Annotated in this window: 7 protein-coding genes; 5 read left to right on the forward strand and 2 right to left on the reverse strand. The window is 36.1% G+C overall.

Annotated elements, in window-relative coordinates; translation table 11 throughout:
* Positions 1 to 3 precede the first annotated feature (3 nt).
* From IRZ78_RS22600 to IRZ78_RS22620, 5 genes are all read left to right on the forward strand, one after another.
* Entirely contained in the window at positions 4 to 2,718 is a 2,715-nt protein-coding gene (locus IRZ78_RS22600) for a T9SS type A sorting domain-containing protein (RefSeq protein ID WP_194619189.1), read from the forward strand.
* Between the two features lie 75 nt (positions 2,719 to 2,793).
* Entirely contained in the window at positions 2,794 to 5,091 is a 2,298-nt protein-coding gene (locus IRZ78_RS22605) for a glycoside hydrolase family 127 protein (protein WP_194619190.1), read from the forward strand.
* Between the two features lie 3 nt (positions 5,092 to 5,094).
* The gene (locus tag IRZ78_RS22610; RefSeq protein WP_228520574.1) at positions 5,095 to 6,678 is read left to right on the forward strand and encodes a glycoside hydrolase 43 family protein; all 1,584 of its coding nucleotides are present in this window, start codon (positions 5,095 to 5,097) and stop codon (positions 6,676 to 6,678) included.
* Positions 6,679 to 6,963: 285 nt separating this feature from the next.
* Positions 6,964 to 9,558, forward strand: coding sequence for a xylan 1,4-beta-xylosidase (xyl3A, locus tag IRZ78_RS22615; RefSeq protein ID WP_194619192.1), 2,595 nt, complete (start codon positions 6,964 to 6,966; stop codon positions 9,556 to 9,558).
* A gap of 277 nt (positions 9,559 to 9,835) precedes the next feature.
* Positions 9,836 to 11,716 (forward strand): glycoside hydrolase family 97 catalytic domain-containing protein, encoded by a 1,881-nt coding sequence (locus IRZ78_RS22620; RefSeq protein WP_347349843.1) that lies wholly within the window; start codon positions 9,836 to 9,838, stop codon positions 11,714 to 11,716.
* 107 nt (positions 11,717 to 11,823) lie between these two features.
* Here IRZ78_RS22620 and IRZ78_RS22625 read toward each other — a convergent pair whose 3' ends face one another.
* Positions 11,824 to 13,317, reverse strand: a complete 1,494-nt coding sequence (locus IRZ78_RS22625) for a RagB/SusD family nutrient uptake outer membrane protein (protein WP_194619196.1) — start codon at positions 13,315 to 13,317, stop codon at positions 11,824 to 11,826.
* Between the two features lie 13 nt (positions 13,318 to 13,330).
* A complete protein-coding gene (locus IRZ78_RS22630; RefSeq protein WP_194619198.1) occupies positions 13,331 to 16,339 on the reverse strand; it encodes a TonB-dependent receptor in 3,009 nt (1,002 codons plus the stop codon).
* Positions 16,340 to 16,410 lie beyond the last annotated feature (71 nt).

Raw genomic sequence — 16,410 nt, forward strand, 5'->3', positions numbered from 1 at the left:
GATATGAGGAAATTATACCAATTAAGTTTAATATTGTTTACGGTTTTATTTACATCATCTGTCAAGATAAGTGCTCAAAATGCAAAAGTACAAATTGATAAAAACAAAACATATCAAAAAATTACTGGTTTTGGAGGGTTTGTATGCAGTCCGCAATTTGGTTATAATTACATGTCTACAGATGAAATCAAAAAAATGTGGGGTACAAACAGTGAAGCGGGTTATAACATTATGCGGCTTTATATTCCGTCTGAGAATAACTGGCCCTCAACCCTTGCGACTGCAAAATTAGCCAAAAATGATTTAGGATTAAAGATTTTTGCCAGTCCATGGACAATGCCTGCAGAATGGAAAACAAACAATAGCGAAGTTGCAGTTTATACAGATGCAAATGGAGTGCAGCAAATTGGCTACCTGAAAGAGGAGCATTATGAGGATTATGCTTTGTATCTCAATCGTTATGTAACCTATCTTCGTGATAATGGAGTAGAACTCGATTATATTTCAATTCAAAATGAGCCTGATGAAATGGCTACCTATCAAGGCTGTATATGGACACCTGTACAGATAGCTGCTTTTGTTAAAAATTACGGTCATCTAATTAATTGTAAAGTTATTGCGCCAGAGAGTGTTGGTTATTCAGATGCTTTTTCAAATGCTTTTTTGAATGCTGATACCATGCTAAACTTTGAAGTCTACGGAGTTCATCAATACGGTGGCATTCAGTCTAAATACAAACAATTTCAGAATTACAACAAAGAGATATGGATGACAGAATATCTCATTAACTGGAATTCTGCAGGTACGGTTCGTGATTTTAGTTGGGGAATTGATGCTTTTAGTTTCGCAAATAGTGTGAATGATGCCTTGCTGGGAAATGTCAATGCCTGGATTCACTATTCAGCTAAACGATATTATGGACTAATGGGTGATGGAACAAACGGCACATTGGCTGGAGAAATCACCAAAAGGGGCTATATTCTTTCTCAATATGCCAAATTCACTACAGGGACAACTCGTGTAGAATCAACATGGAGCGATGCTACTGCACAACTCAAAGGGTCTTCGTACATAAATGAGGCCGGTGATAAAATTGTTCTTACCATAATTAATCCATCACAAAACACCTATAATCTTACTGTAGATTTGCCATTTTATTCTGTAAAAGGCACTAAAACAATTACCAGTCAGAGCATCGATATGCAGAATACAAGCATAAGTTTCACTGAAACATTTCGTCCGGTAATAAATATTGAAGCTTCGAGTTTTATTACATTGACATTTGAAAAGAGTAAGGATAGAGTACCTTCACAAATGAGCAGTAAAGAAGTTCATTACGGTATAATTGAAAATCAACCAGTTACAAGTCCAACATTTGGAACAACATACCAGATTAGTGGCAAAACAGTAACGTTTTCAAACGCAAGCCCCCTGATAAGTACAAATATGAATGATTCTAACGGATATTTGAAATTAGACAACCGTTACAATAAATTTATACTGCATGTTAAAAGTTTTACTACTGCAAATCAAGCCAATACTGACAATACAACACTGTATTATATCAATGACAATGGAGAAGTAAAGTCTAAAAATTATGGAAAATTTAATTTTCCAACAGGGGTTGAATTTGATTTGACATTTGATATTTCTAAATCCGTTCTCCCAGATGGATGTAAGGGAATTATTGGCTTGCGAAATTCTAATTACAGTTCAGTACTTACTTTAAATTTGGGTGATGTATATTTTAATATTGCTGATGAAAAAGCGGCCGAATTTGCAGGAATATATTCAGATGATGACAGCCTTCTGATGGATGCATTGCAAAGCACCAACTATGTATCATTAGATTTTAGAAACACCACTGGTATGAGTTCCTCTCAGGATTGGCATGTCAAATCGGCAAATAAAAATAGTATTTTTTATGTCACTGCCAATAACACTGCCGATAATGTAATATCAGGAACAACGTGTAACAATCTAAATCTTATCGATCAGGGAGGTGATTTTAATGTTCCTTTTGTTTTTTCAGCTATATCTGCATCTTTTACCAAAACTATTACAGGTTTTGATGTTTTAGTTCTTCCATTTGAAGCCAGTATACCGCAGGGTGTAATAGCCTATACGATGCAGCCTTCATCTGCCAAAATCACCTGCGATAGAATTCAGGGTACAATTCCGGCAAATACACCTGTTTTATTGAGTGGCTCAGGTACATTTATTTTTAGTGGAACCGGAAATGTTTCAACACCAAAAGACTTAACTGTTAATCAAATGAATCCGGTTTACATTGGTGTTAAGGCGCCTGCAGGAAGTTACATATTGAAGACAGTAAATAATACGGCAGGATTTTATCCTGTAACAATGGGAAGTGAACCGCTAGTTGCATCATTTCATTTTTACTTAAGTGAAAAAAGCGGATATAATGCCGCTATGCTTCCCTTGGAGTTTACCACATTAAGCACAGTTGAAAATGCATTAGAGGATCAGGTTGGTTTCAAATTATATCCAAATCCTGCATTGGAGGAAATTTTTGTCGATAAGATGTCTTCTGATTTTGATTATAAAATTTTTAATGCTCAAGGCATTTTAATGAATTCGGGGACTTTGAAAAATGGCAATACCAAAATAAGAATAGAATCACTGCCTGGCGGAGTTTATTTTATTAACGGAATCAATGGTACATCTAAAATAAGCAGAAAATTTATAAAAAGATAAAATTTCAGGTTGATGAAACACTCGCAAAAGTCTTTTTAATAAAAAAAAAAAGACTTTTAATTACAAAAAAATATTATGAGAAATCTTTTATTGAAATATAAAATTTCATATTGTCTGCTGGGATTATTGATTGGATCTTCTGCTATAGCTCAAATGCATTCATTTGATTTAAGCGAAATAAGATTAAAAGACGGGCCATTTAAAAATGCTCAGGATGTCGATCTGAAATATATTTTAGCACTCAATCCAGACCGACTTTTAGCGCCGTATCTTATTGCATCCGGAATACCCGTAAAAGCAGAGCGTTACGGAAATTGGGAAAGTATAGGACTTGATGGCCACATTGCCGGACATTATCTTTCGGCATTGGCAATGATGTATGCTTCTACAGGAAATATGGAGCTTAAAAATCGGCTGGACTATATGATCTCAGAACTGGAGAAATGTCAGCAAAAAAACGGCAATGGTTATGTGGGCGGAATTCCGCAGGGAAAAGTTTTTTGGGACCGCATTCATAATGGAGATATCGACGGAAGTAATTTCGGATTAAACAATACCTGGGTGCCGCTGTACAATATTCATAAACTTTTTGCCGGTTTAATCGATACGTATCATTATACAGGAAATGAAATAGCAAAAGAGGTTGTAATAAAACTGGGAGACTGGTTTATCGAATTAATTCGTCCACTTTCTGAGGAACAGATTCAAAATATATTGAAGACAGAACATGGTGGCATAAACGAATCTTTTGCCGATTTGTATAGTATTACCAAAGACAAAAAATATCTGGAAACGGCCAAGAAAGTTTCCCACTTAGCAATCTTAAATCCGCTCGAGAAAAAAGAAGATAAGTTAACAGGATTGCATGCCAATACGCAAATACCAAAAGTGATTGGTTTTGAGAAAATCGGTAAACTTTCCGGCAATAAAGAATGGACAGATGCTGCGCAGTTCTTTTGGGAAAATGTTACCCAAAAACGCAGCGTAGCTTTTGGTGGAAATAGTTTTGCGGAACATTTTAATCCAACCGAAGATTTTAGCGGCATGCTAAAATCAAATCAGGGGCCGGAAACGTGTAATTCCTATAATATGGAGCGCTTAAGCAAAGCTTTATTTTTAGACCAAAACAATGTAAGTTATCTTGATTTTTACGAACGCACACTTTACAATCATATTCTTTCGAGCCAGCATCCTGAAAAAGGTGGTTTTGTTTATTTTACGCCCATCAGACCCAATCATTATCGCGTGTATTCGCAGCCGGAAACCAGTATGTGGTGTTGTGTTGGTTCAGGGCTCGAGAATCATTCTAAATATGGAGAATTAATTTACAGCCATTCTGATAATGATGTTTTTGTAAATCTCTTTATTTCGTCTGTTTTAGCTTGGAAAGAAAAGGATATTTACATCGAACAAAGCACTAAATTTCCATACCAAAATAGCACCAATTTTGTTTTGAAACTAAAGAAAAGTAAAATATTTTCTATCAATATCCGTTGTCCGGAATGGGCTGAAAATTTTGAAATTTCAATTAATGGAAAAATTCAGAAAATAGAAGCAAAACCCTCTAGTTATGTAACCCTTAACAGAAAATGGAAATCCGAAGATCAGATTTGCGTTAGCTTCAAAACTTCGACACATTTAGAGAATTTACCCGACCGTTCCAATTGGAGCGCTTTTGTAAACGGACCTATTGTATTGGCTGCCAAAACATCAAACAAAGATTTAGACGGATTATTTGCCAATGACAGCCGAATGGGGCATGTTGCATCCGGTAAATATTATGCGTTGGATCAAGCCTATGAAATCATAGGCGATAAAGCAGCTTATATCGCAAAACTGAAGGATTTAGGAAACTTGCACTTCCGTTTAGATTCGTTAGAATTACAGCCGTTTTTTGAAATTCATGACGCGCGTTATCAAATGTATTTTCAAAATTATACCAAAGAGCAATATCAGGAAAAACATGCTTTGTTGAAACAGCAGGAAATTGAGGCATTGGCTTTGGAAGCTAAAACCATCGATAAAATTAATTGCGGCGAACAGCAGTCAGAAGTAGATCATCGTTATAAAGGTGAAAAAAGTGATTCTGGCTACGACGAGACAAAAGCCTGGAGAAGTACCAAATCGTATATTTCTTATCAGTTATTGAATAAAAACAAGGCTGGAAAATATTTGGATATCATTTGCACAGCCGATTTTAAAACGGATAAAATCACGATTCTCATCAACGAAAAACCGGTACCCATTATTTCGTCAGCAAATAAAACCATCCGATTAAATGTCGAAAAGATCGAAGAGGTAAACATTACCATAAAATCTAATGACGGAAGCAATAGTCCAAAATTTCATCAATTCAGGATTTTAAAAGATTAAAAAATGATACCAAATAAAATGAAAATTAGAAGTGTTGTTTTTAGTCTTTTTTCGCTTTTTACTTTGTGTAACTATGCACAAAACAAGGCGAAAAATCCAGTTATTTTTGCTGATGTTCCTGATATGTCTATCATTCGTGTAAACGATATTTATTACATGAGCAGCACAACCATGCACATGAATCCGGGCGTTCCTATTATGAAATCTAACGATTTAGTGAATTGGAAAATCGTTAATTATGCCTATCAAACATTAGAAGATGATAATGATAAACTAAATCTGGATAATGAAAAAAACGATTACGGAAGAGGTTCCTGGGCGAGTAGTCTGAATTATCATAATGGTACCTATTACGTGAGCACTTTCTCTGGAACAACTGGTAAAACCTATATTTTTTCTACGAAAGATGTAGAAAAAGGACCTTGGAAAAGAACCGTTTTAAATACTTCTTATCACGATCATTCTATTTTTTTTGATGATAACGGAAAAGTGTATATGGTTTGGGGAGCGGGAAAATTGCAGATCGTCGAATTACAATCAGATTTATCCGCTGTAAAAGAAGAAACAAAAAAGGTATTGATTGAAAATGCCAGTGCGCCAGCAGGAAACAATATTATGCTGCAATCTGAAGGTTCACAGCTTTTTAAAATCAAAGGGAAATATTATCTTTTTAATATCGTCTGGCCAAAAGACGCAATGCGAACGGTAATTATACATAGGGCAGATAGTATTTTAGGACCTTGGGAAGGAAAAGTAGGTCTGCAGGATTTAGGAGTTGCACAAGGCGGGCTTATTGATACACCAGACGGAAAATGGTTTTCGTATTTGTTTAAAGATTCCGGAGGTGTAGGCCGTATTCCTTATCTGGTTCCTGTGGAATGGAAGGAGGGCTGGCCCATTTTAGGTAAAAATAATAAAGTACCAGAATATCTGGATTTACCACAAAGCAAAGGTTTAATTCCGGGAATTGTAAACTCAGATGATTTTACAAGAAAAAAAAATGATCCTGATTTGCCTTTGGTCTGGCAATGGAACCACAATCCTGATAACTCCCTGTGGTCTGTTAGGGAAAGAAAAGGATATTTAAGATTGAAAACAGGCCGGAAAGACAGCAGTTTTGTGCAGGCTAAAAATACCCTTACACAAAGAGCTTTTGGATCTGAATGTTCCGCATCTACCTTAGTGGAGGTATCTAAAATGAAAGAAGGCGACTTTGCAGGACTTTCGTTATTGCAAAAAGAATATGGATTTATAGCGGTAAAGGTTGAAAATGGTACAAAAAAAATAGTCATACTTGATGCCGTTAAAGGCAATCCGCGTGAAGTTGAAAGCATTTCTTTAGTTCAGGATAAAATCTATTTCAAAGCAGCATGTGATTTTAAAGATAAAGCAGATACCGGAAGATTTTTTTACAGTCTAGATGGTGAAAAATGGATCAGCATTGGAAACGCAATAAAACTTCCTTATACAATTCCTCATTTTATGGGATATCGATTTGGGTTGTTCAACTATGCAACTACAAATATTGGCGGTTATGTAGATTTCGATTATTTCCATATTGAAAATCAAATTTCAAAAAATAATTAGTTCAAGTTGCCAGATTAACAATTCAGTAAATAAGTTGGCTCTAAAAAAGTTTAGTCCCTATGGGATATTTTTTGAGGTAGATTTCATTATTCTTCTACCAATATTTAACTCCTAACGGAGTAACAAAAAATATCTCGGAGAGATTACATATTGGTAGAAATCAATATTCAGGTCAATTTTTGTCCTGTAGGGACTAGACTTTCTTAACTAGCAACTTGAATTAATTCCTTTACGATTTAACCAAAGTAAAATACGCATTAATATATTAACTCAAATAGAATAATCATGAAAATTAGTTATTTGTTTATTATAAGTTTACTATCTTTTTTTAGTGTAAACGCGCAGCAATATCCTTATAAGAATCCCTCGCTTAGTTCAGCAGAGCGAGCAAAAGATTTAATTTCACGATTAACTCTTGAAGAAAAAGCAGTCTTAATGTGTGATCAAAGTGATGCGATCCCCAGACTTGGAATTAAAAAATTTAACTGGTGGAGTGAAGCGCTGCATGGTTATGCCAATAATGACAATGTTACTGTTTTTCCAGAGCCCATAGGTATGGCAGCTTCGTTTGATGATCAGTTACTGTATCGTGTTTTTGATGCCGTATCAGATGAAGCTCGGGCAAAATATAATCAATGGATTAAAAACGGTAATGAAAACAAACGTTTTTTAAGCCTTTCGGTTTGGACTCCTAATGTCAATATTTTTAGGGATCCCCGTTGGGGCCGTGGACAGGAAACCTACGGAGAAGACCCTTATCTTACTTCCCGGATGGGAATTTCAGTTGTCAAAGGGCTACAGGGCTCGGCAGATGCCAAGTACCGTAAACTTTTAGCTTGCGCAAAACATTTTGCTGTTCACTCAGGACCAGAATGGAGCAGGCACGAATTGAATTTGAATAATGTAGATCCTCGTGAATTGTACGAAACTTACCTGCCGGCATTTAAAGCACTTGTGCAGGATGCAGATGTGCGTCAGGTGATGTGCGCGTATCAACGCCTGGACGACGAACCATGCTGCAGCAACACCAGATTATTGCAGCGTATTTTAAGAGATGAGTGGGGATTTAAATACCTGGTCGTTTCAGATTGCGGCGCTGTAACTGATTTTTATACGACTCACAAAGTTTCATCAGATGCGGTACATGCTGCATCAAAAGCTGTCCTTGCAGGAACAGATGTCGAATGTGTCTGGGAGAAATATCCCTTTAAAGAACTGCCGGCAGCTGTTGCTAAAGATCTCATAAAAGAAGCCGATATTGATAAGAGTCTACTTCGCGTATTAGTTGGTCGTTTTGATTTGGGTGAAATGGATGATGATGCCATAGTGCCGTGGGCTCAAATTCCCGCATCGGTTCTTAATAGCAAAGAGCATCAGCTCTTAGCACTTGAAATGGCTCAAAAGTCAATGACGCTTTTACAAAACAAAAACAATATTCTTCCTTTAAATAAATTAATAAATAAAATAGCAGTATTAGGTCCAAATGCTGATAATGAACCCATGTTGTGGGGGAATTATAATGGAACACCCGTTAAAACAATCACCATTAAAGATGGAATAGAGTCAAAAATTCCGGAAAATAAAATCTTTTACGATAAAGCATGCGACTTAGTCGAGGATAAAGTAAATCAAAGTTATTTTGACCAAATTTCATTTGAAGGAAAAAAAGGAATGAAAGCAACCTATTGGAATAATCCAAATAGGGAAGGCAACAGTGTAATAACCCAGCAGATTTTAAATCCTATTAAAATGACTACTGCCGGTCAGCATGAATTTGCTTCAGGGGTTAAGCTTGAAGGTTTTTCAGCAAAATATGAAACAGAGTTTTCAGCAAAAGCAAACGATACGCTTGTTTTTAAAACAGGGGCTACTGGTGTTTTTGAGTTACTGGTTGATGGAAAATCAATTGCAAAATATACCAATTGGCGTACTGTTCCGGGAAATATTTCATTTGTCGTTCAAGCGGGTAAAAAATATAAAATCGAAATCCTTTTTGCCCAGTCAAACAATTGGCAGGCTAATCTTGAATTTGATTTTGGAAAAGAATATGACATTGATTTCAGTTCTTTAATTCAAAAATTAAAAGGCATCGATACCGTTATTTTTGCAGGCGGGCTTTCTACCTTGCTTGAAGGAGAAGAAATGCCTGTTTCTTCCCCAGGATTTAAAGGCGGTGACCGTACTGATATTGAACTTCCGGCGGTTCAGAGAAAATTTTTAAAAGAACTTAAAGCGGCAGGAAAAAAAGTAATTTTTGTAAACTGCTCAGGTTCTGCAATTGCATTGACACCTGAAACGGAAAGCTGTGACGCCATTCTGCAGGCATGGTATCCTGGCGAATCCGGAGGTCAGGCTGTTGCGGACGTTCTTTTTGGAGATTATAATCCTGCCGGAAAACTACCTGTTTCCTTTTACAAAAATTCAGATAAATTAGGAGACTTTGAAAATTATTCAATGAAAGGGCGCACCTATAGATATACAACAGATGTTTTGTTTGCGTTTGGTTTTGGCTTAAGCTATTCTAAATTTACTATTGGTGAGGCAAAATTGAGTAAAACGGATATAAAACCAAATGAAAATACACAATTAAGCTTTCCTGTAAAAAACGTTAGTAAACGTGACGGAACAGAGATTGTGCAGGTTTACGTTAGAAAAGCAAAGGATACTGATGGCCCTTTGAAAACACTCAAAGCATTTAAAAGAATCAATTTAAAAGCAGGTGAAAAGCAACTTATAACGATAGATTTACCAGCTTCTTCATTTGAATTTTATGATGCAAATACTATAGGGATGAAGGTAACATCAGGTATGTATGAGGTGTATTATGGAAATAGTTCAGATGCTAAAGATTTAAAAATGATTACAGTAACTGTTCAATAAATCATTGCGCGGCAAAAGATAAATAATAAGAAGATTGGAATCTCATTGTACAACACAATTATCGAAATGCATTGATTGAGAATTTATTTTAGAACTGAATCTTTTTTCTCTAATTTAGTTCGCAGTCTGTTAAGTGAAAATTCCATATTATTATAACGTAATTCTTTTTTACAGATAAAAATAAATTAATAAACCAAATAACCAATAATTAGTTATGAATTTTAAATATGCTCTATGTTTATTTCTCTTTAGTTTTTTGAAATTAAATGCACAATCAGTGGTAAAAAGCCCCGATGGAAAACTCATAGTAGTTTTGGCTGTCGAAAATAATATGCCGGTTTACAATGTTTCATATAATGGAAAAAAATTCCTGAAAAACTCTCCTCTTGGCTTAAAAACAAATGTTGGGGATTTTACCACAGGATTAATTCTGCAGGCCAGTGCAGATCAAAAAAAGATTGAAGAAACATATGAGCTTCCTAATATAAAACAAAGAAGCGTGCAATATAGAGCTAACGAGGCTGTATTTTCTTTTACCAAAGAAGGGAAAGAGGCTATTGATATAATTTTTAGGGTAAGTAATAATAATGCAGCTTTTAAATATAAAGTTTATCCTCAAAAAGAAGCCCGCTCCTGTGTGGTGCAGCAGGAAGCATCTGGTTTTGTTTTACCGGAAGGGACCACTACATTTCTTTGCCCGCAAAGTAAACCCATGACAGGATTTGCCAGAACTGCGCCAAGTTATGAAACATCGTATACACTAGATGATTCCATGGGCAAAAACGGAATAGGAGAGGGATATACCTTTCCATGTCTTTTTAAAGTAAATAATCAAGGATGGGTTTTAGTATCCGAAACCGGTGTAGACAGCAATTATTGTGGCAGCAGGTTAATGGGGCGTGATAAAGGATTGTACACGATAGGATTTCCAATGGAAGGAGAAAACAACGGAAACGGTACAACTGCTCCGGGCATACCATTAGCTGGTGAAACGCCGTGGCGTACCATTACTGTTGGAGAAACTCTGGCTCCTGTTGTAGAAACCACTATCCCTTTTGATTTGGTTCAACCAAAATATAAAGCCTCTAAAGAATACCAATATACTAAAGGTTCATGGAGCTGGATTATGAAAATGGACAACAATACCACTTTTGGGGTGCAAAAACAATATATAGATTTCAGTGCGGCGATGGGATATCAGACCATTTTAATTGATGCACTTTGGGATACCCAGATAGGAAAAGATAAAATAGCTGAACTGGCCCAATATGGAGCAGCAAAAGGTGTTGGTTTGTATTTATGGTACAACTCGAACGGATATTGGAATGACGCACCTCAGGGACCTCGAGGCATGATGGACAATGTCATAATGCGTCGTCAGGAAATGGCATGGATGAAAAGTATTGGTGTAAAAGGAATTAAAGTAGATTTTTTTGGGGGAGATAAACAAGTCACCATGAAATTGTACGAAGAGATCCTCACAGATGCTAATGATTTTGGAATAATGGTCATTTTCCATGGTTGTACCTTACCAAGGGGCTGGGAGCGTATGTATCCAAATTTTGCTTCTAGTGAAGCTGTTCTGGCAAGTGAAAATCTGCATTTTGGACAAAAAAGTTGTGATACCGAAGCTATGAATGCTTCGATACATCCTTTTATTCGAAATACAGTAGGAAGTATGGACTTTGGAGGAAGTGCCTTAAATCAATTTTATAATAGTGAAAATGTATCCAATAAAGGTTCAAAACGAATAACTTCTGACGTATTTGCCCTGGCAGCTGCTGTACTTTTTCAAAGTGGCGTGCAGCATTTTGCATTGGCACCAAATAATTTAACTGATGCTCCCGCTTGGGCTATAGATTTTATGAAAGAAGTACCCACGACTTGGGATGAAGTTCGTTTTTTAGAGGGATATCCTGGTAAATATGTAGTACTTGCCCGCCGAAAAGGAACAAAGTGGTACATAGCTGGAGTGAATGCTCAAAAAGAAACGGTAAAACTAAAAATCAAGCTGCCAATGATTGCTTCTGGCACAGCATTTAAATGTTACCTTGATGATGAACATTTAAATGGAAAAGTAAAAACAATGAAGCTTAAAAACAGCCATGAGATCGAAATTTCAATTCCTTGTAATGGAGGAATGCTGCTGTTGAATTAGTTCTAAATATAGCCTAGCAGAAGTTTAATATAATGAAAAACAGCGCATTCTCATGCGCTGTTTGATCAAAATTACTAACTTAACTTAAACTACCAAAATTTAATTTCTTAATAACCAGGATTATTATCGCTTGGTTTTATATTTGGATTTGAAGATGTTTCCCTGTTTGGTATTGGCCATAACTCACTTTTACCAGCCTGAAAACCAGTACCTGCTAATTCTGTACTAGCGATACCCCATCTTATAATATCATCAAAACGGCTTTGCTCACCTGCAAACTCTACTTTACGTTCGTGAACAATTGCTGTGAAAACAGCATCTTTTGTTGGTGCAATAGTAGTTGTTAAACCTGCGCGGTCCCTTACTTCTTTGATATATGCTATAGCAGCCGTTTGAGAACCTCCTGCTCTTTGGTTTTCGCATTCTGCTTTCATAAGCAATACATCTGAATAGCGCATCACTTTGAAGTTAATACTTGAGCGTGTCGCTTCATCCTCTCTTTCGTAATAGTTTTGATATTTTTTCCAGCCCGCTCTTCTAATACCTGCAGAGGTAGTAAAATTACTTGCCAGCATTACCTTGGTTCCTTTCAAATAGGTTGAGCCTGGTACATAAAAAGAATCTCCAAAACGTAAATCTCCTGCCTCATACGAATCTAACAAATTGTCTGAGGGATACACATTGTACCAGCTTAGGTTCCCATATTCCTGTCCTCTAAGTGTAGACTCTTCAAAACCAGTTCCCTCGCTATCACCAACAGCCCCCCATTGATCACCTGTTCCATTTTTCTCATCAAACTCAATCTCGAAAATTGATTCTTTACCGTGTTCTGTCTCTACCATAAAGTTGTTGTAAAAACTGCCTTTATCCTCCAGACTGAATCCTGTAACATTATTCAATGCAACCAACGCTTCATCGTATTTTTTTTCGTATAACAATACTTTTCCCAGATAGGCGTAAGCTGCTTCTTTATTAACTCTTCCTGGTACTTCTGTTGCTCTTGGTAAAAGATTTTTAGACGCAAATACAAGATCTTCTTCTATCAGGGCATAAACTTCTGCCTTAGGACTTCTAGCTTTGCCGATAATAGTCCCTGTTTTGTAAATTGGTAAATCTCCAAATCGTTTCACGAGCAGAAAATAATAATAGGCTCTTAAAAAATGAGCTTCTCCTAAATATTTGTTCTTTTTCTCTTGTGAAAAATTCGAACTTGGAAGAGCATTTATTTTCGCCTCATTATCCAGTACAAAATTAGCTCTGGATATCCCTTTATAACAGGATTCCCAATAATATTGAATAATATCATTTCCTGCATTAAAAGAAAAATCCTGAAAAGGTTTTTTGTTTCCTTCTAACTGCGGGTTTCCTAAAGCATCCTGAGCCATAAGATCCATTGCAAAAGAAAAATTTCTGCCATAAAGCCCTCTTGTCTGCAGATTTGCATAAGATGCATTTACAGATGACTGCACCTGTGATTCATTTATAAAGAAGGTTTCTGGTCTTAAAGTGTTGGGATTAGTTAATTCTAATTCACCGGAGTCACATGAAGTTATAGTTAAAACTCCTGTCATAACTATAAGTATATATTTTATTTTTCTCATTTTCTTTTATATATTAAAATGTAACATCAAGTCCAAAAATCACAGATTTTGGCTGTGGATATCTTCCTAAATCAATACCTGCAGAATTTGCATTGGCGTCTGCACGTGCGATCTCAGGGTCTAAACCGCTATATTTTGTAACTGTAATTAAGTTTTGTCCGCTTACATAGAATCTTATTTTTGAAAAATAAGTCTTAAATGCATCGCCAGAAAATGTGTATCCAACGGCTATATTTTTTAGTCTTGTATAGGATCCATCTTCAATATAACGTTGATTTGCAGAAGACCAGTTGATATCTGCACCTTGTGCTCTTGGTAAAGTAGCAGATGGATTTGTGACAACGCCATTTACGACAATTGCTCTGTCTAATACATCGGTACTTGCATTAAATAAACGATTCATTCCTTTTAGGTCAAAAGTATTTGCATTGAAAATATCATTCCCTTGAACTCCTGATATAAAGCAGTTAAAATCGAAATTTTTGTAAGCTGCAGTAAGGTTTAAACCATAAGTAAAATCCGGATATGGATTCCCGATATTTGTTTTGTCATCTGAGTTGATTATTTTATTGCCATCACGATCTACAATTCTAATATCACCTGGTTTTATATTAGTCTGACCTGGTCCAAAAACAGCATCTACTTCTGCCTGATTTTGATAGATTCCATTGGTTTGATATCCATAAAAATAGAATAACGGCTGACCTACTTCCAGTCTAGAGAAGTTTTCAAGTCCAGCTCTGGCTGCTGGACCACCTAAAACACTAGTTACTCCTGGCGCTAAGCCGGTTACTTCGTTTTTACTTGTTCCTAAATTAGCTATGGCAGACCATGTAAAATCTCCTTTTCTGTCATTATAACCTAATGATATTTCAAATCCGCTTACTTTCACATCGGCAACATTTTGAATCTGAGTTCCTCCACCGGCAGATCCTAAAGATGCAGCTAACGGAACAGCAAAAAGAATATCACTGCTTTTATTATTAAAATATTCAAAAGATCCGGTAAATTTATCTTCAAACAAACCAAAATCCAAACCTATGTTTCTGTCCTTTTTAGACTCCCATTTCAAGTTAGGATTAGAAGCAACTCCCATAGAAACACCTTGTGCATTCCCTCCATTAATTGGATAATTATAAGTCGTAAGTAATGTAGCGGCGTACTGATAATTGTCTATTCTGTCATTTCCTGTCGTACCGGTACTGGCTCTAAGTTTCAATGTGCTGAAAATAGAATTTTCCATAAAACTTTCTTTAGCAATATTCCACCCTAAGGCAACTGAGTAGAAGTTACCCCAGCGATTATTGGCTCCAAAACGAGATGAAGCATCTCTACGTCCTGAAACGGCAAGTATGTATTTATCATTATAATCATAATTGATACGGGCGATATAACCAATATTTTTTTCTACATAATTGGCTGAACCTAAACTACCTTCATTATATCTTAACTGATCAATTTCATCCGAAATACTGTAACGGCTTCCTGCTGCTAAAGTTTGCGATTTTCCATCAATTTTAGTAATAACTCCTAATACTTCAAGATTATGTTTTCCTGCAATTGTAGTTTTATATGTTAAGCTGTTATCAAAAACAATAGTCTGACCTTGTCCATTTGTTTCATTTGTTGTAGAAAATGCTTGTTTATGATAAGAACCATCCTGAAAACTAGGAACAAAAGTATGATCCTTACTTGTATAATAATCTAAGGAAACTTGTGATCTGAATTTTAACCCTTTGTAAATTTCTAACTCAGCGTAGATATTTCCTATTAAGGATAAATTATTAATTTTTTGATATCCTAAATTTGCTACACGTACCGGATTCTCTGCATCATTACCATCAATAGCACTAGGCCCTTGATACCCGCCTAAACTTGCACCATTGTAAATAGGGAAATAAGGTGCCATTTTAATAGCGTGTTCCAATAATGTTCTTCCTCCCGAACTACGCTCTGGATTGATTGTACTAAAAGACACACCAATATTGCTTCCTACTTTAAGTTTCCCAATATCCTGTGTATTATTGGCTCTAAAAGAGTAGCGTTCAAAACCTGTATTGATAACAGCTCCTTCCTGCTTTAAATATTCGGCTGAATAACGGCTCGTAGAGGTCTCTGTACCATTTGAGAAACTCAAATTGTAATCCTGCATCAAACCACTTTGAAAAATTTGGTCTTGCCAATTGGTGTTTGTATTTCCAAATTCAGCAGCTCTTGCCGTTAAATCACTTCCTAAATCTTTAGCATATTGAAGATATTGCTGTGTATTTAAGACATCATATCTTTTGGTAATGGTCTGAGATCCTATGTAAGTGCTAAAATTTAGTTGGCCAGGGCCCTTTTTTCCTTTTTTAGTTGTAACCATAATTACTCCATTGAACGCTTTTGAACCATATAAAGCCGTTGTCGAAGCATCTTTTAAAACAGACATTGACTCTATATCATTAGGGCTTAATCCGGATAAATTACCTGTCAAAACACCATCAATTACATATAAAGGAGCACTGTTTCCCATGGTAGCCAAACCACGAATGGTAACTGTAGGATTAGAACCCGGTGCGCCATTTACAACAGTAACACCCGCAGCCCTTCCTTGTAAGGCTGATTCTGCATTAGTAATAGGCACTGCGGCAATATCTTTTGCGCCCACTGTTGAAATTGCTCCGGTTACTTTTGTTCTCTTTTGAGTTCCGTAACCTACAATAACCTCATTTAAGTTTTGGGTGGATAGTGCCAATACAACATCAATTGTAGTTCTGCTACCAGGAGTTATGGTCTGCGAGATCAATCCGACATAAGAATATGTTATTTTATCTGTAGGGTTAACTCCTTTTAAAGAGTATTTACCATCAAAATCTGTTGAGGCGCTATTTTTTGTACCTTCTACATTAACGCTGGCACCTGGTAAAGGAAATCCCGAAGGATCAGTAATCACCCCCTGTATCGTCTTTGATTGTGCCATTAAATTCTGACTGCTAATTATTAGCAATGCAATTATTGCAAATTTTAATTTTAACATCATTTTAATTGGTTTTTTGATTAGTTTAAATAGTTGTTTGGTTGTAAAGTTTAATTATTATCACAATCATGATT

The sequence above is a fragment of the Flavobacterium sp. CSZ genome (assembly GCF_015350725.1).
Taxonomy (GTDB): domain Bacteria; phylum Bacteroidota; class Bacteroidia; order Flavobacteriales; family Flavobacteriaceae; genus Flavobacterium.